The organism is Vibrio pelagius (genome assembly GCF_024347575.1).
Lineage (GTDB): Bacteria > Pseudomonadota > Gammaproteobacteria > Enterobacterales > Vibrionaceae > Vibrio > Vibrio pelagius.
Window position 1 is genome coordinate 720,997 of sequence record NZ_AP025503.1, and the last position, 21,303, is coordinate 742,299.

Genomic DNA, 21,303 nt, shown 5'->3' on the forward strand with positions numbered 1-21,303 from the left:
CGGTATATGTAACTTCTTTGCTCAACGAAAAGTAAAGAGGAAACAACCTATGCGAGATTATCTTTAGGAACGGGGTTAGTGCCGTTCTAACGTGAATTCGGGACTTAATAAACCTTTATGTTTCTATTGAAATGTACTACAAAGAGTACTTAGTGATTAATAGACAATACTGTAGTCAACGTATTAAATTAGTAAACAATGAATAACTACTTCGATTATGCAGCTTCAACCCCAGTATCAAACGCCGTGAAAGTAGCAATGCAGCCATGGCAAGACGAAAACTTTGCAAATCCTTCATCAGCACATATCGATGGTGAGAGTGCGAGTAAAGCGATACAAGAGGCAAGGGAAATCATTGCTGATAAAATTGGAGCCATGCCTAGTGAAATCATCTTCACCAGCGGCGCTAGTGAGTCAAATAATTTGGCAATCAAAGGAATAGCGTTTCAACATTTGGAGTCGAAAGGCCACATCATTACCTCGTCTATCGAACATAAATGTGTCCTGAGTACTTGTGCCTTTCTTGAGGCGATAGGTTTTGAAGTTAGCTATATTGAGCCAAATGAGCACGGATTGATTGACATTAGTGCCGTCGAAAAATCACTAAAACCTAATACATTGCTGATCTCTATCCATCATGTAAACAATGAACTTGGGACAGTCCAGCCGATTGAAGAAATTGGTGAGCTCGCCTTTGAACATGGAATCCCATTTCATACCGATGCGGCTCAAAGCTTCTGTAAACTCGATATCGACGTTGATGATATGAATATTGAGATGCTGTCATTATCAGGTCATAAAATATATGGCCCTAAAGGGGTTGGTGTTTTATATGTCCGTGATGCCCGCTACTCTGATCTCGTACCATTGATCCATGGTGGTGGACAAGAGCTCGGTATTCGTGGAGGTACTTCACCGACACCATTAATTGTTGGTTTAGGGGAAGCAGTAGGTTCGTTTCCTATTAGGCCTAGTGTGCAACAGCTTGAATTCGAAAATTTAATTCAATCTTATCAGTTCACTCGTAATGGTGGGGATAGAGCCGTCCCTACTACATGGAATGTAACTTTTTCTGATGATAATGAAGTGAAACGTTTTACAAAAACGCATAATTGGTCTATTTCACAAGGTTCAGCCTGTAATGCGATATCTAATGTCCCTTCACACGTTTTATCCGCTATCGGGTTATCTGAAGAAGAGGCAAGGCGGACTTATCGTATCAGCTTACCTCCTTATTATATTAATAGTTAACGAAACGAAAGCCTTTTATTTTCTTATTATGCTTAATAAGGCTTTCTTCTAGTTCTGCTCTATGCAGAATCACGTCTTGATCCCATGCAACGTCTAATAATTTAGCGAGCCGTTTATCGAAGCTATGCTGCTTGGTGAAATCCGTATGCTCATTAGTAAGAAGAAGGTGCTTATTCAGTAGTGGTGGCCTGCGCTCTTCGTTTACATAATCGAAGAAATCGATGTCTTGCTCGGCCATCTTGATTTTTATGCGCTCGACTAAGAAAGGAACTGACTTTTCAAAGTCGTCATAGGCGGTGAGAGTCAGCTTACCTGATGTGATATGAATTTTGATAAGGTCTATCTCTTCATCTAGCTCACCATACATTTGTAGCCCCGCGCCTACGTAGACTCGCAGCAGTAATGGTAAATCATCAATAAAATCTCGGTGTAGAATCAACGAATGTCCTTCGTTGAGAAGGCTGGCTGGTAACTGGGTATGGGCTTTTTCACACTGTTGCTGGATTAAGTCGGTGTCGGCAATCGCGAACAGCAGCTCAGCGGCCAGGTTAATGGCAGTTTTATAGTCATCAAACAGCGCTTTGATATCGCGCTTTAGTGGCTCTGGCAGCTGCGTGTACGGCTTTCTTTTCTCAAACAGACCCATCGCAAAGTACAGCAGCAGGTCTTCTTTTCTACTCTTTTCTGCTTGCTCAAACTCTTGAGTATCGAACATCTCTTGCAGCAAGTTGAACACTTTTTTGTGTGAGCCGATGAGCTCTCGGATTTTGTCGGAGTGTTCAAATTCGTCGTTGGCAGGAATACGGCCTAGTTCTAAACAGGTGTTCCAAAAACTGTTGAACAAATCTTGATGCTGAGTGATAAGCAGCTTGGCTTTATCTTTTGCCTCGATAGGTTCTGGTGAAGTCAGTTGTTGCCACTTGTGGTGTCGTTTGTATTTACTCTGTAGGTATTGCTGTTCTTCGAGCTTGTCTTTGAATATATAGAAAATACCGGGTGCGACAGTAATGGCGTCTTCCTGAAGGCTTCTTTCTATGTATGCTCTTATTTCAGATTGCGCATAGTACTTTTGAAAGGTGTTACGAGAGGTTATTACCCCATCTTTATAGGATTTGAACTGCGCAATGTAGTTCTCGTTTGCCAGCATCACAGACACCACCAGGAATTTGTCGGCTAACTCCCAAGCACCTAGTAAAGCCTCCAACCGTTCATCTTGATCTTCAATAACGTTGAGTACAAAGCCTAAGTTAACGATGCTGGAATTAACCTTGTCGTTATCCGGTTGAAAGGTCGGGTCCCAACCAAGCACATCTAAACCATGCGCTTCAAGCTCTCTTAAGTCGTCGCCTCGGCCGCAACCGTAGTCGAAAATAGAGTAGGAGCCTTCCAAGTAACCATGCTTTACCAATGTTTTCATCGGTGCAGATAACTCATGTCGCACTAATGCAGTTTTGTGTCTGTCTATGCCTGCATCTTCTACTTGCGAGATTGCAGAGCTACGAAACAGGCGGCCATCGACAAGCTCGTAGCCATGGCGTGCAATCAAGTTCTCCCATGAGCGCTTAAATCCGATCAAGCGACTGTTCTCGTACAGCCCTGCATTTTCACCTTCTTGTGTTAAAGAGGTGAAGTGCTCGAAGTATTCACTGTCGGGCAGAATCATGGTCTCTTTGCGGTGCAAAATCGGAGGGTTATCGGAGCCTTCGTAGCTCATGATTTTATGACTGAGTTTAGAGAGGTCGACATTCAAACTCTGTTTTAAAGCAGGGTAGGAATCGGAGTAAAAGTCAGGGTAGTTAAGCAGGGATAAGCGGAATTCTTTCTTGAACAGTTTTACTAGGTTCCAGTTGTCGTCTTCTAAGCTAACGGCTTTTGCCACGGCAGGAATGAATTGAGTGAGAATGTTCGGAAGGGCATTAAAGGCGTCTCTGTGAAGGTAAACGGCATCCGGCAATTGTTTCCCCACTTTGATTTGTGCCACCAACTCGGCAAACAGTTCTTCGTTCATTCCTTGTCCTCTTAGATGTTTTTTCGATTATAAGCCATCGAATAAGGTATGTGTGGCGCTGCCTTTTGCACTTTTCGTATTTACGCGAAGCCCATCACTTCGTGCTTGCCGAATCAGTGCATACCGGCTGTTTTCAGGGCCAATGCTGATGTGAATCGGTTTGCTACTTCCATAAAAGTACAGGCGGTCGAACGCTAGATGAGTGCAAATGTATTTCGCGACTTCATCCATTCTATTTTCATAACCTTTAACATAGAAATCGCAGGCTGCGCCATCGCGTTTGCAGATACGCTTGCCTTTGCTGTTGAGTTCCATGGAAGCGTGTTGGTCAATGTCTGGAGCCATGTCACCTGGGCTGTTCTTCAATATCCAACGAAGCAAAGAGTGACTGGTGTAGCCGTAGGTAATATGTACTTCGCCGAGCTGGGTCTGAAGTGGCCTAATTATCTCGCTTTGTAGGTGTTGTAGCTGGCGTTCAGATTGCGGGCTTATTGGGTTCTCGCCAAGGTAATCGACATGTTTGGTTTGGTACCAATTGATCAGTTCATACGACATAACATGCCTTTATATGCTGTGTAATCACCTATATTTAACGAACTGGTGTCGTAAAAGCAACCAATAAGAGGGAAGCCGATAATGCTGTTTTTCTTATCCTTAGTTAGCATCTTTTTGCTTGGTTATCTCGCTCAGAGCACTGGGCTGTGCATGGTGAGAGGAGTAAAAAAAGCGCAAAAAGGAGCGCCAATGTTTTTAGTAGCCATCTTGATGAGTGGCACACTCGCTTGGGTATCCATGTCTGTGGGTTTAACTTCTGAAACTCAAAGTTCGACTATTGGATTCTGGCCGAGTTTTTTCTCGTTGGGTGGTGGTGTGTTATTTGGTATTGGCGCAGCAGCGAACAGCGGGTGCGGTGTTTCTACTGTGAGCCGATTGGCGCGGGGAGAAACAGTTATGTTGGTGACCATTATGGGCTGGTTTATTGCTTGGCTTTTGTTTGTCCCTATTTTGCCTCTGGAGCTAAAGGGAGAGGCTTTTTTGATAGGTGAACAGACTCGTTATTTCATATTAGGTGGTGCATCTCTAGCCATTGCCGTGGCGTGTTTTTTTATGGGAGCTAAGAATCGCAAGCTATGGTTGTCGATGTTAGGAGTTGGTTTGATGGCAGGCTTAGTATTTATCTATGAGCCGCACTGGACACCAAGCGGTTTACTTAAATCGGTGAGCGGTGCTTTATGGTCAGGTGATTCCAATCTTTGGCCTGAACAAGAGCGATTCATTTTAATCTTATGTTTACTGGTCGGTATGGTTACAGCGGCAGTATGGACACGTTCATTTGAGTTTCGATTGCTCTCTATTCGCCAAGCTATACGACACTTGTTGGCGGGTATACTAATGGGTCTAGGGGCTGTTATGGCTGGTGGCGGTAATGATACTCAGCTGTTGGTGGCAATGCCTATTTTCTCTCCTGCTGGTTTTACAACTGTCGCGTGTATCGTTTTGGGCATTTACTTTGGAATCCGTTGGATTCCCACTCATTATCGTTGAATGCTTCACTACTTTAAGACCAATAATCGTGCTTCAATGGAGCCTACAAAAGTAAGCGCTTGGAAAGATTAAGTTCATGAAACACATCGGCATAGATGCCTGCAAAGCGGGTTGGGTGGTTTGGAGTTGGCAGCAGGATGAGGTGCAGCTTGAAGTGGTGGCTGAGCTCTCTCAGATAACAGAACAGTTGCGTGATGCTCATAGCCTGATTGATATCCCCATCGGTTTCAGTGATACCAAAACGCCTGATAGATTGTGTGATAAAGCGGCTCGAAAATACTTAACGAGAACTCGCGGAGCTTCGGTGTTCCCAATGCCTTGTCGTGAAGCGGCTAATGCAGAAAGCTACCTTCAAGCTTGTGAGATTAACTTCGAGTTGTGTGGGCGTAAGCTCTCTAAACAGGCTTGGTACATTCTGCCAAAAGTGCGCGAGGTGGATGCGTTACTCAATTTTTACCCTGAACTCTATTTGCGAGAATCTCACCCAGAGGTGGTGTTCGCTACTTTGAATGGTGCGCCGTTAGAGCATTCGAAAAAGAGCATTGAAGGCCAGCATCAAAGGCTCGATTTGTTAGCGCGATATCTACCTCAACATATCGATAAGCTCAATCACCAAGTAGCAACCACCAAAAAATCGAAAGTCGCGCCTGATGATCTCATCGACGCGTTCGCTCTAATGCTTTGTGCTTTGCATTCTGATCAACTGAGCTCATTTCCTGAAAGTGAAGACAATGATCCGCAAGGTCGAACCCGCGAGATTGTCTATTGGCAGCCATAGTTCTTGGAAAACCATAGCTCTAAAACTTAAAAGCCCCTCGTGGTAAAAATCACAAGGGGCTTATTTATGAACTAATAATTAGTGGTGATGTTGCATGTGTGCGTTCTCTTCAACCGCGAGCTCCACCTCTACTGTACCTGCATTTTCAAATTGCAGCGTCATTGGGAAGCGTTCGCCTTTTTTGTAAGACTTATTTGGGTTGAAGATCATTAGATGATAGCCGCCCGGCTTGAACATCACCGTCTCCATGCTACCAATACGCACCTTGTCGATTTTGATCATCTTCATCATGCCGTCTGACATTTCATGAGTGTGAATCTCTACACGACTTGCGATAGGGGTTGATGCGCTGATCAAAAAGTCATCCTCTGCCGCCAAGTTCTTTAGCTGGAAAAAGCCTCCAATTACAGTCGCATTCGGTGGCGCTTCACGACTCCAAGGGTGGTCAATCTGAATGCTATCAGCGGTGTACTCATGAGCCGCGACGTTGACACTAACAAGCGTCGCGATAAATAGAATCAAAGTGTTGAGCTGCTTTTTCATAATAGTCTCTCTTTTTTTAATAATAGATTACCAAGTCAAGTTACCTTAATACCCAAGTCCAAATTCAATAGTGGCACTCGCTGAGTTGCCGACGTTGATGGGCCAGAGCTTGAAGCGCCACCACAAACCGACAAAGCTGAGCAGACAAGAGCAGAAACAAGCGCTTTTGTTGCTGGGGTTGGGTTGAACATCGACTTTCCTTTCTTGTTTTTGTAGTGCACAACGGAATGAATGTGTGCAAATACGTCCCGCCAGTCGAATAAAAGGCGGTGAACTCGATTTGTTAGACGTGGATGTACGGCGAGATCGCCGAGTTACGCGACGAAAGCGGTGGGTGGAGATTGCTTAGGCGCTAGCGCGAGGTAAATCTTACGGTAGCTTTGAACGTGGTGATATGGCGTGAATGAGGCCGCGATTCGGCATAACCAAACCGCCAATGCCGCTAGCACCATTGCGATCACGGTGATAGAAAATTGGCACATCTCTAGCAGAGGACATTGAAACTTGAGTGGGTCATGAAATTCAGCGATTGGTAGTGGTGACATCGCGTTATCTTCGATGAGTTCGCTAATATCGACCCATTTAAACCCTTCAGCTGTACACAGTAGAATCTTCTCTCCCTGTGCTTCTGACAGCCAGTTTTTGTTATTAACTTGTGATGGGTTGAGTGCCATCGTGGCTAACAAATATATCTGAAATAGCAAAGCAGCAATGACGTAAATCGCCATTACTTTTTGTTTTATTTGCGTATTTCTTGATATATGCATCGCAACATTCAGTTAACTAGATTCGGCGCGGATACTACCAAAGAAACTAAGGTATTGTAATGCTAAGTTTATAAAATGGTGACATAAATACTTAAAAGAAATAATCATTTAGCTTCTATACTGTTAGTTGATTCGTTTAAAAAGGCTGCCTTACCTTCAATGAACTTAATGATGTATCGTTTCGAAGTTTATCTAGATACGTTGCGAAAATACGCTGCTAAAAAGTCAATAATTGATGAGTTCAAAACCTGTTAAGTCATCGATTTGTCATTGAAAAAGCCACCACGTAAACATTATGTGAGAACTACTGCTGACGAGGTAACTCTGAGCAAAAACGTCAGTATTATTAGTGAACTGATGACAACGGAACAACTAATGAAAAAGATATCTTTGGCTTTAACTCTATTAAGCACACTCGTTTTTTCACACTATTCCATAGCCACAACTGAGGCTTCACATACCACGCAAAACCCAACTTACGAGCTTGATGGTAAGTCGGTACTAGGCCGTACTGAGAATGTTTATCTCTCTAACGTGGAAGGGCTCAGTGATATTCCTTTTATCGGTAAAATCGATACGGGAGCCGAAACTACGTCGATGCACGCAGAAGATATTCACGTAACCAGCAGCCATCCAGATTATGAAAATCTCAAAGACCAAGAGCTGATGCTAGCGTTAACGGAAGAGGTTCTGGAGAACGGCGATGTTGCATACAGTGATTGGGATGGCAGCACTTTCGAACCTTTTAAAACAGAGGTGTCGTTTAAGGTTCAAAATCCTCGAACGGGAGATATGGTGCTGATCGAGGCGCCTTTAGAGCGCGTCAGTATGATCCGTAGTCGTACGAGCAGCACGCCGATACTTCGTCCTACCATAAAAATGTCGCTCAAAATCGCCGGCAGAGAGCTGGAGACAGACGTCAATCTCACCGATAGAAGCCACTTCTCTGCGCCTATTCTGATTGGCAAAACCTTCTTAGCTGAAAATGCATTGGTGTTTGCAGGTTACGATTATTTACAAGAGCAAGAAAAGGCGACCGTTGTAGGCAGAAAAGAAGTGGTTACCATTAATGGCTTTGCTATGAATGCGAGCTTCTCTCTTGTAAACCGCTACAGCAATATGCATGCGGAAGAGATTGATATCGATAAGAAAAACAATCTAGTGACCTTTGATATCGTCAGTATCGATGGTCAAAAAAAAGAGATGAGCTTACCACTGGTTCGTATGCTCAACGTAAGTGGTAAACAAAGACCTTTGGTGTATGTCCCTGTTGAATTAGATAAAGACACCACACGAAATATTTTAGTGTATCTGCGTGATCGCTCAGGCAGTGGTTCTCAGCTAAGAGTGGGCACCATGACTGCGAGTGAGCACTTTATGATCAACAGCAATGCTGAAAATCTGTTGTCGCAAGGTGCTGAGAGCTTCCAAGAGGCGACGAAGTCTGACGAGCCTTTGATCCTTTCACCAGAAGAGAAAATTACACTGGATAATTTTCCACTCAAAGCTGTTGCTTCATTTGCGGTGAGCACACCAGTTTTGAAAGTGGAAAGCTATGAAATGACGGGGTCGGGTGATGATGCCAAGGTTGAATTCTTCCTGATAGACGCTAACGGTGAGCAGCAAAGAGTGTCTAAAAAGGTGATTAAACAGTTAAGAGTCGGCAAAGATGTTCGCCCAGTCGTCAGCGCTGATCTTGTTGTCTCTGGCAAAGCTCATGAACGAGAATTTGCACTAGATGTGCTAGATATGAGTGAAAAGGCGCCTTACTTCATCTTAGGCAAAAAAATGGCTAAAGAGGGTGTGTATATTAATACCCGTGCCGACTATCTTTTGAACGCGGAACCTCTGTTCAAAGTAGGGCATGTTGAGTTTGTCGAAGTTAGCGGCATGACATTCCCAGCCAAGCTAGATACTGGTGCCGACGTGAGTTCAATGAACGCGATAAACATCAAACGTTTCAAGCAAGACGGACAAGATATGGTGAGCTTCACGTATAAAAACAAGCAAGGCGACAAGCAAGACTTTGTTAAGCCCGTTATAGATGTGATGCGTATTAAAGCCAAGAAAGGGGAGAAGGTAAATATTCGCCCTGTAGTGGAAATGGAAGTCAAACTCGGTGATTTAAAGAAGAAGGTGAAAGTCAACCTTCAAGACCGCTCTCGCTTTGAGTACAGCATGATCTTAGGTAAGAACTTCTTGAAGTACGGCGCGCTTGTGAGTAGCGATGAAGACTATGTATTGGGTAAGAAAAAGTAACCCGCACTAGATTCCAGATAAACAAAAAGGGCCAACTCTTGCGAGTTGGCCCTTTCCAAACGTTTGGTGGAGCTGGTGGGAGTTGAATGGTTTCATAATTTGTTTTAAATTCAATGATTTAAAGTTATTGTTTGAATTTAGTGTTACATTGAATGTTACATCAATTTCTTACTGAAAAAGGAACTGAACCCGCGTCCGCTTATGTTAATTTTCCTGATGATTCTGGTTTGATATAGCTAAATCTTCTTAACGATTTTCTGAGTATTCTCAAAAATTGAGCTCACGATATGCTCAGGAAAGCCTTTAGGCAATGTAGCACTTACCTGTAACATCGCCTTCGGTAAGGCATCTTTCATTTCATCAATTATCTCTTGCATCGTGTCTTGATTAAAGTTTACAGCTTTAGCTGTATCCAAAAAGTGACGAGGCAGGATTTTACTGATTTCATACTTCTTGCCCTTTGTTGCTTTCAATCCCATCGCCAGCTTAAGCTTTCTGATATTGAGCCCTTTTCCTCCCAGTAGTGGGTAGGCTGACAAAATATCGTAGAATGGAGTGAGTCTGTAGCTGCCTCCTTTATCAATATAGATAGAAAAGTTTTTAGCATGTCCATCTGTAGCGCCAATGAGCCATTGAAATACTTGAAACCTCATGAAGTTATACCGATCTTCTAGTGCATTACTTGACCCCATTAATAACTCCATGATCTGAGCTATGCCAGGGCCACCTTGAGATTCGTACTTAATGGATGATGGCATACCAAATACTTGGCAGATATCTTCCTGAGGTAAGCGTAGCAAGCCTGCTCTGTCTTTTGTCCAGCGTCTATCAAAGCGTTCTACAGCTAAAGCTTTAATGTTGTCTGTTTGGATTATTTGGACGTTGGGAACTGCAAACCCTAGAGCTCTAGCTAACTCAATGCAAAGGTACTCGTTTTCTACGCTATCTTTGAGATCTAGGGTCGCGTTGGCTTGTTGTATTTCGCCTATTGGCAGTTTGATGATGTGAGTGGTGGGGGTGTTTCCTTTCGGTATACACCATTGCTCATCAACGAATAGGAGAGCCGTTTTCTCTTGAGCACCTGCCACGGAGATTCTAAAGTCTTCTTCTTCTTCGAGCATTCCGAGCGGAATATCAGACTTGTATGCAGAAAGAACAGTTTCTAGTTTTTTGTCATCAAGGACTTCGTAGCTAAGTGGCTCTTTTTTATAGGGGCGGTCTGGAGGAAGTAAAGCAATCGCACCAACACTGTCTTTTCCTATTTCTTTTAGTAGATCAAATGGTTGTTTGGATGACGCCTTGTACCTTGCAACTATTCTATCTCTGACTTGAGGGCTGTCTGGCAAGAGATTGTCAAAATAGTTTATAACTGCATCGGAAGTGATAGCTGGTAATTGAAGTTTTAAAGACAATGATAGTGGTCGAGTTACCGCATTGGTTAACCAGTTTTTATTATATTGAAAAGTGTGAGCACCATTCTTATGTTTCTCTAGAGTACCAACAAGTTCACCATTCATGTATGCGATTAGCTTCTGCATTACCAGCTCTCATCATCATTTTCATTTAACGAAGCTACCTGTGATTTCTCTTGGATACTCAATGTTAGATCCATAGCCTGGGCAAGCTTAAAGAAGGTAGCAAGTGTTGTTTTGTTAGGGTTGTTTTCGAAGTTCGAGATTGTAGCTTGCTTGATGCCGACTTTTTTTGCTAGTTCTGACTGCGTCCATCCATTCTTCTGACGTATCAGTAACATCATATCTGCTAATTGTTTTGGACTATATATCATTTGTTCCAGCTCTCTATAGAATTAAAGTGCACCTTCAAGATATTTAATTATCCCTTAGTGAGGATAGGTAAAAGTATATCCCCATAAGAGGATAAAGTCCATATTATCCCCACTAAGGGATGAGAAAGTATTTATCCCTTCCTAGGGATATTGAGTAATCTTAAGGGGCATAAGAAGCAGAGGAGCAGCAATATCTAATTAAATACTGAGTTATATGTAATACTGGCATTAGTCATAGAGCCACTAAATTCTGGTAGTTTTTCTTGTTTGAGGGAGCCGTTCTTATCTGGATGATCTGCTCCAGCAAAACTGGACACTACATTAAGCGACATTTTGCTGTTCAAAGTTAACTGGGCTTAGATACCCAAGAGCACTGCGCCTTCTCGTCCGATTATAATCAACCTCTATGTACTCGAAGAGCGTTTGGCGCATCTGATCCTTCGTCGTCATCGACTCATATTGGATCGCTTTGAATGGGTTAACGTCAGTGAGTTCGTTCAATTGACACAATTCGAACAACTCAGATAATTTTTGGCAGTAGTCCTGTACGGATTACTCACTTAGTGTTGGTAGCCCCATGCTTTTATTTAACTCGATGGCTTCATGACCTGATAGACCTTTAACTTGTTTGTGCTTTTTGAGGTTGGTCAGGTAGTTGCGTAGGAATGATGCCACCGCCTCAGCACATCGAATTGCTGTCAATTGATACTTGCCAATAAGCCCGAGAACAATTTTGCACTTAGCTTCTAACATCGTTACTGCCTTCGATGAGATGCGCTCTGCTTTGTACTTACAAAAGCGTTCTAGCGCGTCATAACACGATACTTCGTTTGTTGATGGTTGCGAAATGGTAGGTGTGGAAGCGTGCTTATCGAGTGATGTTGCTGCCGCTGGCGTCAAGGTAGTCTTGCGAACCTGAATTTCAAGCTAAAGAGCCATAATAGTGGCTTCAGCTTTATCTGAAGTCTTTAGTGAGCGTTTGATCTCACGGCGGTCACTAAAGAGGTGACGATGGTCAGGTGGCACTTGGTAACGAAATTGCCAAATTCCGCCTTTTGATATCTGTAGATAGCGCATGTTTTAGTACCAAAACTTAGTAAAAACAGCCTAAATCCAAGTGTTGAAAATACAAAAAGGGCGATAAGTCAGTAACTTATCGCCCTTTCCAAACGTTTGGTGGAGCTGGCGGGAGTTGAACCCGCGTCCAGAAACCATTCATCCTTGGTACTACATGCTTAGTCGATCTTTAAATTCACCAGTAACCTGCGAACCGACACGCTAGTTAAAGGCTAACCTGAATTATAATTCGCCGTTCATCTCTCAGGTGGGAAAATCCGGGCTAGCGCGTTTGGGTTTGATCTCTCGTTATTCCCCGTCTTACGTGCGGAAGCTAGGGCGAGAGAGCTCTGAGCAGGTTATTAAGCTGCTAGTGCGTAGTTTTCGTCGTTTGCGACTATTTTTTTGCGGCTTTTTACGTGGCCAACCGCCCCACGGCATGCACCTCAGACTGCAAAATTCCTGTCGAATCCTAAATCAGCCCCAAAGTGTTCTTGCATAGTACCAGAAAAGCTATGCCTGTCTAGCGCTGTGCAGTTCAAGTGCTCAAGATTAACGCAAATTACTCTTCATAATTCGTGCTTTATCGCGAGCCCAATCTTTTTCTTTCATATCAGTACGTTTGTCGTGCAGCTTTTTACCTTTTGCTACGCCAATTTTGATCTTAGCCCAAGAGCGAGACCAGTATAGCGACGTTGCAACTAGCGTCATGCCTTCACGGTTAATACGACCGAATAAGTTGTCGAGCTCTTTTCTCGACATTAGGAGTTTACGGACACGTGTTGGGTTCGCGACAATGTGCGTACTTGCTTGTGTTAGTGGCGTGATAGTCATACCACTGATGAATGCTTCACCGTCTCGGATGTAGACGTAGCTTTCTGCGATGTTCGTTTTGCCTTCACGTAGGGATTTTACTTCCCAGCCTTGTAGCTCAAGCCCCGCTTCAATCTCATCGTCGATGAAATATTCGTGGCGAGCTTTCTTATTTAGCGCAATGGTATTACTACCCGCTTTTGATTTTGATTTTTTCTTTGCCATAATGGCCTCATTATACGGATTGCGCGAAAGATGGGGAATCCTTTTTATTTGCGCTCTGGCTCAATACCATTAAAATTGTGGTTCGTTTAATGTAACGCTGTCTTTAACAGGAGTCTATATGCCAAAGGTTACTCGTTCAGCATTAGTATCATTTAGTGCTGGCCAGATGTTTGACTTGGTCAATGATGTTGCTCGTTATCCTGAGTTTTTGCCGGGTTGTTCTGGTTCTCGTGTGATCGAATCTTCAGATTCAGCAATGGTGGCTTCGGTTGACGTATCGAAAGCTGGTATTAGCAAAACATTTACAACATCGAATCGCCTCGCAGAAGGTGCAGAGATTTTAATGGAGCTGGTAGACGGCCCATTTAAGAAATTGCAGGGCGGTTGGTACTTTACTCCTTTGGATGACCAAGCGTGCAAAGTAGAACTCAAGCTTGAGTTTGAATTTTCGAGTCGCATGATTGAAATGGCTTTTGGCAAGATCTTCAATGAGCTCACCAGTAATATGGTGAACGCATTTACTCAGCGTGCGAAGCAGGTGTACTAAGCATGAGCATTGAATCAGATATGATCCACGTTGAAGTGGTTTACGCTCTGCCGCATGAGCAGCGTGTATTTACACTGGTGGTGAACAAGAACGCGACGGTAGAAGAGATCATCGGCCAATCTGGTGTACTTGAGCTTTATCCTGAGATCGACTTATCTAAGAATAAGGTCGGTGTGTACAGCCGTAATGTGAAGCTCGACGCTACGGTTCGCGATAAAGACCGTATTGAGATTTACCGAGCACTGCTGGCTGATCCAAAAGAGATTCGTCGTAAGCGTGCTGAGCAAGCAAAAGCGGCTGCGGCTAAGTAAGTCGTTATACGCTACATAGCAAAAAGCCTGCAGTTGCAGGCTTTTTAGTATCTGGGGCATTTAGCGTTTTTATCGAAGGCTTTCGAAAAACTCATCACTCGCTTCAAAATCACCGTTGATGCTTACTAGTGTGCCGGTCGCATCAAAGTTAACAATCAGGTTCTTCTGGATTGGATCTTCGTGACCTGTTTGGTGATGGTAAATGTAGTACCAAGTGTCTGGGTAGCCATTTTCAATCAGCATTGGTGAACCCATAACGTAACGAACTTGTGTTTTGGTCATACCAAATTTCAGTTGGTCGACAGCTTCTTGTTCAACGTAGTTACCTTGGTTGATGTCAATTCGATAAACCAACTTTTCTAATAGAGAACAACCGGTCAACATTGTTAGTGCAAGTGGAACTGCAACTAACCACTTCTTAATTCGCATAGTCTGAGATCTTTCTTCGCTAAAATACTGCCTGATGATAAACAAGCTCCAGCAAGAAGTAAAAAGCTCCTTGCTCTTTGAACTTAATATGACTAGCAATTTTGAAATAAGTTGCAAAATTGCCAATCTTTTTCAGAAAACTATCAGGTATTTGGCGAAAGTTTAATCTAAGCAGCAACTAATAGCTCTTTCGCGTTAGCGAGTGTTGAATCGGTGATCTGGCTGCCACCAAGCAATCTTGCAAGCTCAGAAATACGTTGTTGCTCATCAAGCGTGTGCATTTGCGTCTCTGTTTTACCTGCTTTGGTGCTCTTGGCGACGAACAGTTGTTGGTGACCACAACCCGCAACTTGAGGCAAGTGAGTCACACACATAACTTGTGTCGATTCACCTAGAGTACGCAGCATTTTGCCAACGACTGCAGCCGTTGGGCCACTGATACCCACATCGACTTCATCGAAGATCAGGCTAGGGGTGTCGACTTTCTGAGCGGTGATCACTTGAATCGCTAATGAGATACGCGATAGCTCACCACCAGAGGCCACTTTAGCAATTGGCTGCATTGGTTGCCCCGGGTTGGTAGAAACAATAAAGGTCACGTTGTCCATACCTAATGGGGATGGGTGAGTATTGGTGTTGTTTACCTCAATCGCGAACTGCGCTTTTTCCATGCTCAGCTCGTGCATGCTCTGTGTGATCAGCTTATTGAGCTCTTTGGCGTAACGCACGCGAGACTTATGCAGCTTCTCCGCTTTCGCAACAAAACTTTGGTAGTGCTGTTCAACTTCGTTAGCCAGTTCATCCAGTTTTTCATCAGAGCAATCTAGGTCTTCAATCTGCTGCAGCAGATCTTGGTGATGTTTATAAAGATCTTCTGGTAATACATGATGCTTGCGTGACATCGACATGACTTTTGAGAAGCGCTCTTCGACAAATGCCATACGACCTGGGTCGACATCGATACTATCAAGGTAAGTTCTTAGCTCGCTATTGGTTTCTTCAATTTGGATGATGGCTTCAGAGAGCATGTTCGGTAGCTCAGCCAGTCTTTCATCCAGTTCAGCCAATTGAATTAGGGAGTGATTGGCCGATTGCAAAATACCAAGCGCATTAACTTCTTCACCTTCGTAAATAAGCTCGATAGCTTGCTGACAGGTTGATGCAAGCTCACCACTGTTGGATAGGCGTTTGTGCTCTTGTTCAAGCTCTTCATATTCTTCCTCCCCAAGTGAGAGCTCGTTCAGCTCTTTGATTTGGTACTCAAGCAGTTGTTTCTGTGCTTGGTTCTGTTGGCTGTTATCGCGCAGCTCTTTTAGATGGTTATCTGCATGACGCCAAGTTTGGTAAGCGTTGCGAGTCGACTTCAACAAGTTAAGGTGGCCTGCGTATTGGTCGAGCATTGCCATCTGGTAGTCGCTTTTCATCAACTGATGATGCGCGTGCTGACCATGAATGTTAATAAGCAGTTGCCCCAATGATTTTAGTTGAGAAAGCGGAACAGGGCTGCCATTAATGAAGGCGCGCGAACGGCCTTCTTTCGAGATGGTACGGCGAAGGATACATTCGCTGCCATCCAGTAGCTCGTTATCTTCTAGCCAACGAGTCGCATGTAAGTTGTTATCCAGTAAAAATGCGGCACTAACTTCGGTCTTCTCTTCACCTTGTCGCACCATGCCAGCGTCGGCTCTACCACCAAGGCATAAGCCTAACGCATCGATAGCAATAGATTTACCCGCACCAGTTTCACCAGTGATGGTTGTCATGCCTTTAGAAAGTTCTAGCTGTAAAGACTTAACAATAGCGAAATTATTAACACTTAGATGAGCCAGCATTTTTATTTACCTGTATAACTGAACAATACTGTATATAAGCTCAGTATATACTGTTTCTTTATACAGTAAAGTGAGCAGGTGAATATTTTTTGTGAGCTCGATCAAACCAAACTTCGTTTGTAGGTCTCTGATATTGATGTCTATTTGTGAAAATAGATTCCAGACACCTCGTCCCTCAGTTCTGGAATGACGGTGACTTTGGTGCTTTATGAACGACTTACGTCATTCCCTAAAGCGACGGAGGAGCGTAGTAGGGAATCTTTTTTGTTTGATGTTTACGTGTAGTGAGATTCCAGACACCTCGTCCCTCGGTTCTGGAATGACGGTGACTTTGGTGCTTTATGAACGACTTACGTCATTCACTAAAGCGACGGAGGAGCGTAGTAGGGAATCTCTGTGGAATAAAAAAGGCTGGCATGTCGCCAACCTTTCATTTTTCTTTGTGCCGTTAGAACAACTTACTCGACCAACCGAGCTTGTTTCGTAGCACGTGATAGTAGCTGTAATCTTTAGGGTGGATCAGCTTAAGAACGTTGGGGCTTTGGTAGATGTGAATCTCGTCACCTGGTGAAACAGGGAGTGAGATTTGACCATCACAGCTTACCTCTTGAGTGCCACGATTGTCTGGAGAGACGATAAGTTTAATGTGGCGCTTGCTATCTACTACTAAAGGGCGGCTCGATAGGGTGTGTGGAAACATCGGCACTAAAGAAATAGCGTTTAAACTTGAAGATAGGATCGGGCCACCGCCAGAGAGTGAATAGGCTGTAGAGCCTGTCGGTGTTGAGACAATCAAACCATCTGAACGTTGTGAAAAGGCGAAGCTATCATCGATGTAGACTTCAAACTCGATCATGTGAGCGACTTGGCCGGGGTGAAGTACCGCTTCGTTAAGTGCTGCATTGTGGCTTTTTATTTGACCATGACGATGGATCTCGGTTTCAAGTAAGAAACGCTCTTCCTCCATGAACTCACCAGTCAGCACATCAGTTAGTGCTGACTGGAAATTCTCAGGGTTAAGGTCGGTCAAGAAGCCGAGGTTACCCCGGTTTACACCGATCACTGAGATATCGAATCGAGACAAGATACGCGCAGCGCCGAGCATGTTGCCATCACCGCCTACAACCACCGCCAAATCCGCTCGTTTTCCGAGTTCGACTAAGCTAGAGAATCGCTCTTTAGGGATGTCGTCTAAGATACTGGCTAACCTGTCATCAACAAACACTTGATAGCCTTCAGTACTTAACCACTGATACAGCTCTCTATGAGTCTGAATTGCTTGTTGATCTCGAGGTTTACCAATGATGGCGATGACTTCAAATGGCTTTTTCATAGGGTTTCCAAACGAATTAGGCTTGAATCAAAATTCTTCATCCCCATAATAAAGGCAAGTTGAATGACTATGCGAGTGTTTTATATCAAATTGGGCGCTAATACGCCGCTCACTGGCATAGAAAACTGAATTCTGGAGATATCATGAGCAACGAAGAAAACAAAGTAACGGAAGAAGAGCTAGATCAGATCATTGCTGAGGCAGAGAAAGTTGAAGCAGAAGCAGATGCCGAAGCGCAAGTTGAAGAAGCGGCTGACGAGCAAGAAGCAAAGATCGCTCAACTAGAAGCAGCTTTGTTGTCGAGCGAAGCGAAAGTGAAAGAGCAACAAGATTCTGTTCTACGTGCGAAAGCGGAAGTTGAAAACATGCGCCGCCGCACTGAGCAAGAGATCGATAAAGCGCGTAAATTTGCTCTAAACAAGTTTGCTGAAGAGCTGCTACCAGTTATCGACAACTTAGAGCGTGCAATGCAAGCCGCAGACGCTGAAAACGAAGTGGTTAAGCCACTGTTTGAAGGTGTTGAGCTAACACACAAAACATTTGTCGACGTAGTGGCTAAGTTTGGTCTTAAAGAGATCAACCCTGAAGGAGAAGCATTCAACCCTGAGCTTCACCAAGCAATGTCTATCCAAGAGAGCCCAGATCACGAGCCAAACACCGTTATGTTTGTGATGCAAAAAGGCTATGAGCTAAATGGTCGTGTGATTCGTCCTGCAATGGTTATGGTTTCAAAATAGATAACCGAATCATGTGAAATTCAGAGAGAGGCTTCGGCCTCTCTTTTTTTTATGTTTTAAACAGTGGTGGTCTAATGAAAAAAGCCAAAATAACACCATAGGTATGACGTTCCCTTTAATTAGTGATTTCAAGTGTTTAGATTAATATGTTATGAAACAAGTTGTTTTTAATTGATTGCTCTGATGTCACATTTGTAATTAATATGTAAAATAATACTTTCAATTGTTATCTTGATATGTAAAATCTCCGGTCATATCGAGATATTGCTCGTATATATAACTATAAAAGTACACATTTCAAACATAACAAACTGGAGATAAACGATGGATAAATCGCTCTCAAGTAAAATTTTTGTAGGTTTATTTGCCGGCCTACTTATCGGTACTGCAATTCAGTACCTATTCAGCGGTATTGCGATCTTTGATACCTACCTACTCGGTGCTGCGGAAGGCGCTGGTGGTATGTTCGTTTCACTTATTAAACTTCTTGTGGTCCCACTTGTTTACGTATCTATCGTTTGCGGTATCGCTGAACTGAAAGATATCCGTTCATTTGGTCGCCTTGGTGGTAAAACTTTTGCTCTTTACATTATCAACACCATCATTGCGATTTCTGCTGCGCTAACTATCGGTTTGATCTTCCAACCAGGTGCGGGTGCTAGCTTAGCGGGTACGGTTTCTGAGACGATTGCTCTAACAACAACAGAAACTCCAGATATCTTCTCTCTGGTTGTGAACATTGTTCCTAGCAACCCAGTACAAGCATTTGCAAGCGGCGACATGCTTCAAATCATCTTCATGGCGATTCTAACGGGCCTTGCTATTCAAGCGCTTGATTCTCGTGGTGGCCCAGCTATCAAGACGTTCAAGATGGCGAATGAAATCATGATGAAGCTTATCGGCTTAGTAATGAGCCTTGCGCCATACGGTGTATTTGCCCTTATGATTCAACTGGGCGCAACGCTTGATGCAAACACGCTAATGTCTGTAGCAGGTTATGTCGCACTTGTTGTTGCAATGCTAGTGTTCTGGATTTTCTTCTTCTACCCAGCAATGGTTGGTGCATTCACAGGTGTTTCTCCAAAACAGTTCCTGCGTGCAACTCGTGAGCAAGTTCTATTCTCACTATCGACGGCAAGCTCTAACGCGACAATCCCTGTAACAATGCGTACCCTTACAGAGAAACTGAATGTTTCTAAATCTGTAGCGGGCTTCGGTGTACCGCTAGGTGCAACAATGAACATGTCTGGTGTCTCTATCTACATTGCACTAGCAACTATGTTCGTTGCTAACGCATTTGGTCAGCCAATCAATACTGCAGATATCTTTACTCTTGGTCTTACTATCCTGCTACTGTCTATCGGTGCTGGTGGTGTTCCGGGTGGTGGTGTAGTAATGGTAGGTGTTCTATTGCACCAACTAGGTCTACCACCAGAAGGTCTAGCAATCGTTGCAGCGGTAGACCGTATTTGTGACATGTTCTGTACTTCTTCTAACGTAGTTGGTGACACAGCAGTAAATACTATCGTTGCTAAGTCTGAAGATGAAATCGGTGTAGAAGCAGACAAAGAAGTTGAACTGAATAAAGCCGAAGCTTAATCAGAAAACTCTACATTAAATTGCTAAACGCGAGGCCTAGTGCCTCGCGTTTTTCGTTTGCAGGCAGTGGTCAATTTTGTGAATGACAACGTGAAAATTCTCTATGGTTCTGCAAATATTTAATATCGATCACATATAATAATACAATAGTATTTTATATTCGTTGGCAACCTACATTTAGACGACATTAAGGAAATTAAAATGAAGTTGTCCTACCTTAGCTTAATCACCGCTGCTGTTTTGGCGACACCAGCTTTTGCCGCAGATACAGATATAGCGACTCAATTCAATCTTGATCCTGCGAAAGCCCCTGCGCAGAACTTTGATTTGTCTAAATGGAAGATCAATCTGCCTGAGCTGACTAAAGAGGGCCCGCGTAAAGGCAAAACGCTTGAGATCGCAAAGGCTGAGCTTGCTAATGTAGAGACGCCTTATGTCCACCCTGAGTGGTTCTACACAGATAAGGAAACGGGTGCGATGGTGTTTGTTGCTCCAAATACAGCGCCAACCACACCAAACAGTAAGAATACTCGAAGCGAGTTACGCGCTATGTTAGCTGACGATTACGCTGCGCCAGACAACAACTTTGCTGTGTCGAGCCATACTAATGCGAAGGAATATGGCTCGATTGGTGGCCAGATGACAGCAACTCTGTCGGTTGATCAAGTGAGCACCAGTGGTAACTATAACAAGACAGGCGCGTTCTCTGTGGTGATTGGTCAGATTCATGGCTCCGACAATGAACCGCTGAAGATTGTTTACCGTAAGTTGCCAGAGCACGAGCATGGCTCCCTAACTTGGAACTATGAGCTTAACCCTGCACCAGAGCTGCAGAATGCAAAAGATGAGAACGGTAAGAAGTTGCGCAAAGATATTCGCCATGATGTGTTTGGCAAATACCACCTGAAGAAGGGCAGTGCAGACCCAGTTGATGGCATTAAGCTAGGGGAAGTTTTCTCCTACGATGTTGATATTAAAGATACGATGATGCATCTCACTTTCACCAAGAATCCAAATTCAGATTCGCCAGTGGTGAAAACTTATGAAGTGGATTTGGCGAAAGGTAATTACCAAGGTCACGATGTCGATTTAGGTTACGGTCAGGACTGGATGTATTTTAAAGCTGGCGCTTACAATCAGTGCAATACCAAAAAGTCGAGCTCAGCGTGTGAATGGCGAGGTATGGACGCAGGCGATTACACCAAAGTCAGTTTCTACCAACTGGATTTAAACCAATAATCATCGATAAATATTGATTTTCAAAGGCCTTCTATATGAAGGTCTTTTTTATGGGGCTAAGAATAAGGCAGAGGTTTTAATTGGGCGCTAAATGCGAGGTTTTCTCAACTGTGGAGCCTTAACTGGCAAGGGATCGCTCATATTTTACCGTTATGAAAAAAGATGGGAAAAAAAATAGATTTTTTTTACGTGTTCCCTTGAAAACCAATTTGTCGCCCTTATCTATGGTGCATACGAAAAGCAAA

The 21,303-nt window shown here is 43.6% G+C and carries 22 protein-coding genes, 1 other RNA gene and 1 pseudogene; 9 read left to right on the forward strand and 15 right to left on the reverse strand.

The window, feature by feature from the left end; translation table 11 throughout:
* Positions 1-198 precede the first annotated feature (198 nt).
* Positions 199-1,251: a cysteine desulfurase family protein gene (locus vsple_RS03150; RefSeq protein ID WP_261882648.1), complete on the forward strand. Its 1,053-nt coding sequence runs from the start codon at positions 199-201 to the stop codon at positions 1,249-1,251.
* On the opposite strand, the gene vsple_RS03155 is transcribed toward vsple_RS03150, so the two are convergent.
* Positions 1,241-3,259 carry a DNA phosphorothioation-associated putative methyltransferase gene (locus vsple_RS03155; RefSeq protein WP_261882649.1) on the reverse strand — a complete coding sequence of 673 codons (2,019 nt, stop codon included), beginning with the start codon at positions 3,257-3,259 and terminating at the stop codon, positions 1,241-1,243. The genes vsple_RS03150 and vsple_RS03155 overlap by 11 nt on opposite strands.
* Before the next feature lie 27 nt (positions 3,260-3,286).
* Entirely contained in the window at positions 3,287-3,814 is a 528-nt protein-coding gene (locus vsple_RS03160) for a hypothetical protein (RefSeq protein ID WP_261882650.1), read from the reverse strand.
* Between the two features lie 189 nt (positions 3,815-4,003).
* Here vsple_RS03160 and vsple_RS03165 point away from each other — a divergent pair, with 189 nt between their 5' ends.
* Together vsple_RS03165 and vsple_RS03170 are read left to right on the forward strand one after the other, a co-directional pair.
* The gene (locus vsple_RS03165; protein WP_261882651.1) at positions 4,004-4,804 is read left to right on the forward strand and encodes a YeeE/YedE thiosulfate transporter family protein; all 801 of its coding nucleotides are present in this window, start codon (positions 4,004-4,006) and stop codon (positions 4,802-4,804) included.
* Between the two features lie 76 nt (positions 4,805-4,880).
* Positions 4,881-5,582, forward strand: coding sequence for a DUF429 domain-containing protein (locus vsple_RS03170; RefSeq protein ID WP_261882652.1), 702 nt, complete (start codon positions 4,881-4,883; stop codon positions 5,580-5,582).
* Positions 5,583-5,660: 78 nt separating this feature from the next.
* Here vsple_RS03170 and vsple_RS03175 read toward each other — a convergent pair whose 3' ends face one another.
* From vsple_RS03175 to vsple_RS03185, 3 genes are all read right to left on the reverse strand, one after another.
* A complete protein-coding gene (locus vsple_RS03175) occupies positions 5,661-6,125 on the reverse strand; it encodes a copper chaperone PCu(A)C (protein ID WP_261882653.1) in 465 nt (154 codons plus the stop codon).
* Between the two features lie 35 nt (positions 6,126-6,160).
* Entirely contained in the window at positions 6,161-6,316 is a 156-nt protein-coding gene (locus vsple_RS03180; protein WP_261882654.1) for a hypothetical protein, read from the reverse strand.
* A 123-nt stretch (positions 6,317-6,439) separates the two neighbouring features.
* On the reverse strand, positions 6,440-6,853 hold the full coding sequence (locus vsple_RS03185; RefSeq protein ID WP_261882655.1) for a hypothetical protein: 414 nt from the start codon (positions 6,851-6,853) through the stop codon (positions 6,440-6,442).
* 414 nt (positions 6,854-7,267) lie between these two features.
* Here vsple_RS03185 and vsple_RS03190 point away from each other — a divergent pair, with 414 nt between their 5' ends.
* Positions 7,268-9,151, forward strand: a complete 1,884-nt coding sequence (locus vsple_RS03190) for an ATP-dependent zinc protease family protein (protein ID WP_261882656.1) — start codon at positions 7,268-7,270, stop codon at positions 9,149-9,151.
* Between the two features lie 236 nt (positions 9,152-9,387).
* Here vsple_RS03190 and vsple_RS03195 read toward each other — a convergent pair whose 3' ends face one another.
* The 7 genes and pseudogenes from vsple_RS03195 to smpB form a co-directional block, all read right to left on the reverse strand.
* On the reverse strand, positions 9,388-10,689 hold the full coding sequence (locus tag vsple_RS03195) for a type II toxin-antitoxin system HipA family toxin (RefSeq protein ID WP_261882657.1): 1,302 nt from the start codon (positions 10,687-10,689) through the stop codon (positions 9,388-9,390).
* Entirely contained in the window at positions 10,689-10,937 is a 249-nt protein-coding gene (gene hipB, locus vsple_RS03200; RefSeq protein WP_102385596.1) for a type II toxin-antitoxin system antitoxin HipB, read from the reverse strand. Before hipB ends, vsple_RS03195 begins: the two co-directional genes overlap by 1 nt.
* A gap of 321 nt (positions 10,938-11,258) precedes the next feature.
* A pseudogene (locus tag vsple_RS03205) lies at positions 11,259-11,408 on the reverse strand (IS3 family transposase); the annotation flags it as partial.
* Between the two features lie 81 nt (positions 11,409-11,489).
* A complete protein-coding gene (locus vsple_RS03210; protein WP_261882658.1) occupies positions 11,490-11,837 on the reverse strand; it encodes a hypothetical protein in 348 nt (115 codons plus the stop codon).
* A gap of 27 nt (positions 11,838-11,864) precedes the next feature.
* On the reverse strand, positions 11,865-12,014 hold the full coding sequence (locus tag vsple_RS21990; protein ID WP_420833787.1) for a DUF6538 domain-containing protein: 150 nt from the start codon (positions 12,012-12,014) through the stop codon (positions 11,865-11,867).
* A gap of 97 nt (positions 12,015-12,111) precedes the next feature.
* Positions 12,112-12,478: a transfer-messenger RNA gene (gene ssrA, locus vsple_RS03215) on the reverse strand.
* Positions 12,479-12,545: 67 nt separating this feature from the next.
* Positions 12,546-13,031: an SsrA-binding protein SmpB gene (gene smpB / locus vsple_RS03220; RefSeq protein WP_032551363.1), complete on the reverse strand. Its 486-nt coding sequence runs from the start codon at positions 13,029-13,031 to the stop codon at positions 12,546-12,548.
* A gap of 118 nt (positions 13,032-13,149) precedes the next feature.
* Here smpB and vsple_RS03225 point away from each other — a divergent pair, with 118 nt between their 5' ends.
* Together vsple_RS03225 and vsple_RS03230 are read left to right on the forward strand one after the other, a co-directional pair.
* Entirely contained in the window at positions 13,150-13,578 is a 429-nt protein-coding gene (locus vsple_RS03225) for an SRPBCC family protein (RefSeq protein ID WP_255231321.1), read from the forward strand.
* 2 nt (positions 13,579-13,580) lie between these two features.
* Positions 13,581-13,889 carry an RnfH family protein gene (locus vsple_RS03230; protein WP_255231320.1) on the forward strand — a complete coding sequence of 103 codons (309 nt, stop codon included), beginning with the start codon at positions 13,581-13,583 and terminating at the stop codon, positions 13,887-13,889.
* A 69-nt stretch (positions 13,890-13,958) separates the two neighbouring features.
* On the opposite strand, the gene bamE is transcribed toward vsple_RS03230, so the two are convergent.
* From bamE to nadK, 3 genes are all read right to left on the reverse strand, one after another.
* Positions 13,959-14,318 (reverse strand): outer membrane protein assembly factor BamE, encoded by a 360-nt coding sequence (bamE, locus tag vsple_RS03235; RefSeq protein ID WP_255231319.1) that lies wholly within the window; start codon positions 14,316-14,318, stop codon positions 13,959-13,961.
* A 167-nt stretch (positions 14,319-14,485) separates the two neighbouring features.
* On the reverse strand, positions 14,486-16,150 hold the full coding sequence (gene recN / locus vsple_RS03240) for a DNA repair protein RecN (RefSeq protein WP_261882659.1): 1,665 nt from the start codon (positions 16,148-16,150) through the stop codon (positions 14,486-14,488).
* A gap of 448 nt (positions 16,151-16,598) precedes the next feature.
* Entirely contained in the window at positions 16,599-17,483 is an 885-nt protein-coding gene (nadK, locus tag vsple_RS03245) for an NAD(+) kinase (RefSeq protein WP_261882660.1), read from the reverse strand.
* A 143-nt stretch (positions 17,484-17,626) separates the two neighbouring features.
* Here nadK and grpE point away from each other — a divergent pair, with 143 nt between their 5' ends.
* The 3 genes from grpE to vsple_RS03260 all read left to right on the forward strand — a co-directional run bounded on the left by grpE (position 17,627) and on the right by vsple_RS03260 (position 21,058).
* Positions 17,627-18,220 (forward strand): nucleotide exchange factor GrpE, encoded by a 594-nt coding sequence (grpE, locus tag vsple_RS03250; protein WP_255231316.1) that lies wholly within the window; start codon positions 17,627-17,629, stop codon positions 18,218-18,220.
* A 324-nt stretch (positions 18,221-18,544) separates the two neighbouring features.
* Positions 18,545-19,819 (forward strand): dicarboxylate/amino acid:cation symporter, encoded by a 1,275-nt coding sequence (locus vsple_RS03255; RefSeq protein ID WP_261882661.1) that lies wholly within the window; start codon positions 18,545-18,547, stop codon positions 19,817-19,819.
* Between the two features lie 201 nt (positions 19,820-20,020).
* A complete protein-coding gene (locus vsple_RS03260; protein ID WP_261882662.1) occupies positions 20,021-21,058 on the forward strand; it encodes a polysaccharide lyase family 7 protein in 1,038 nt (345 codons plus the stop codon).
* Positions 21,059-21,303: the final 245 nt, after the last annotated feature.

Excerpts from the sequence above, each read along its gene's own strand:
- vsple_RS03150 (WP_261882648.1), top strand. The coding sequence starts at position 199 with ATGAATAACTACTTCGATTATGCAGCTTCAACCCCAGTATCAAACGCC.
- vsple_RS03155 (WP_261882649.1), bottom strand. The coding sequence starts at position 3,259 with ATGAACGAAGAACTGTTTGCCGAGTTGGTGGCACAAATCAAAGTGGGG.
- vsple_RS03160 (WP_261882650.1), bottom strand. The coding sequence starts at position 3,814 with ATGTCGTATGAACTGATCAATTGGTACCAAACCAAACATGTCGATTAC.
- vsple_RS03165 (WP_261882651.1), top strand. The coding sequence starts at position 4,004 with ATGTTTTTAGTAGCCATCTTGATGAGTGGCACACTCGCTTGGGTATCC.
- vsple_RS03170 (WP_261882652.1), top strand. The coding sequence starts at position 4,881 with ATGAAACACATCGGCATAGATGCCTGCAAAGCGGGTTGGGTGGTTTGG.
- vsple_RS03175 (WP_261882653.1), bottom strand. The coding sequence starts at position 6,125 with ATGAAAAAGCAGCTCAACACTTTGATTCTATTTATCGCGACGCTTGTT.
- vsple_RS03180 (WP_261882654.1), bottom strand. The coding sequence starts at position 6,316 with ATGTTCAACCCAACCCCAGCAACAAAAGCGCTTGTTTCTGCTCTTGTC.
- vsple_RS03185 (WP_261882655.1), bottom strand. The coding sequence starts at position 6,853 with ATGGCGATTTACGTCATTGCTGCTTTGCTATTTCAGATATATTTGTTA.
- vsple_RS03190 (WP_261882656.1), top strand. The coding sequence starts at position 7,268 with ATGAAAAAGATATCTTTGGCTTTAACTCTATTAAGCACACTCGTTTTT.
- vsple_RS03195 (WP_261882657.1), bottom strand. The coding sequence starts at position 10,689 with ATGCAGAAGCTAATCGCATACATGAATGGTGAACTTGTTGGTACTCTA.
- hipB (WP_102385596.1), bottom strand. The coding sequence starts at position 10,937 with ATGATATATAGTCCAAAACAATTAGCAGATATGATGTTACTGATACGT.
- vsple_RS21990 (WP_420833787.1), bottom strand. The coding sequence starts at position 12,014 with ATGCGCTATCTACAGATATCAAAAGGCGGAATTTGGCAATTTCGTTAC.
- smpB (WP_032551363.1), bottom strand. The coding sequence starts at position 13,031 with ATGGCAAAGAAAAAATCAAAATCAAAAGCGGGTAGTAATACCATTGCG.
- vsple_RS03225 (WP_255231321.1), top strand. The coding sequence starts at position 13,150 with ATGCCAAAGGTTACTCGTTCAGCATTAGTATCATTTAGTGCTGGCCAG.
- vsple_RS03230 (WP_255231320.1), top strand. The coding sequence starts at position 13,581 with ATGAGCATTGAATCAGATATGATCCACGTTGAAGTGGTTTACGCTCTG.
- bamE (WP_255231319.1), bottom strand. The coding sequence starts at position 14,318 with ATGCGAATTAAGAAGTGGTTAGTTGCAGTTCCACTTGCACTAACAATG.
- recN (WP_261882659.1), bottom strand. The coding sequence starts at position 16,150 with ATGCTGGCTCATCTAAGTGTTAATAATTTCGCTATTGTTAAGTCTTTA.
- nadK (WP_261882660.1), bottom strand. The coding sequence starts at position 17,483 with ATGAAAAAGCCATTTGAAGTCATCGCCATCATTGGTAAACCTCGAGAT.
- grpE (WP_255231316.1), top strand. The coding sequence starts at position 17,627 with ATGAGCAACGAAGAAAACAAAGTAACGGAAGAAGAGCTAGATCAGATC.
- vsple_RS03255 (WP_261882661.1), top strand. The coding sequence starts at position 18,545 with ATGGATAAATCGCTCTCAAGTAAAATTTTTGTAGGTTTATTTGCCGGC.
- vsple_RS03260 (WP_261882662.1), top strand. The coding sequence starts at position 20,021 with ATGAAGTTGTCCTACCTTAGCTTAATCACCGCTGCTGTTTTGGCGACA.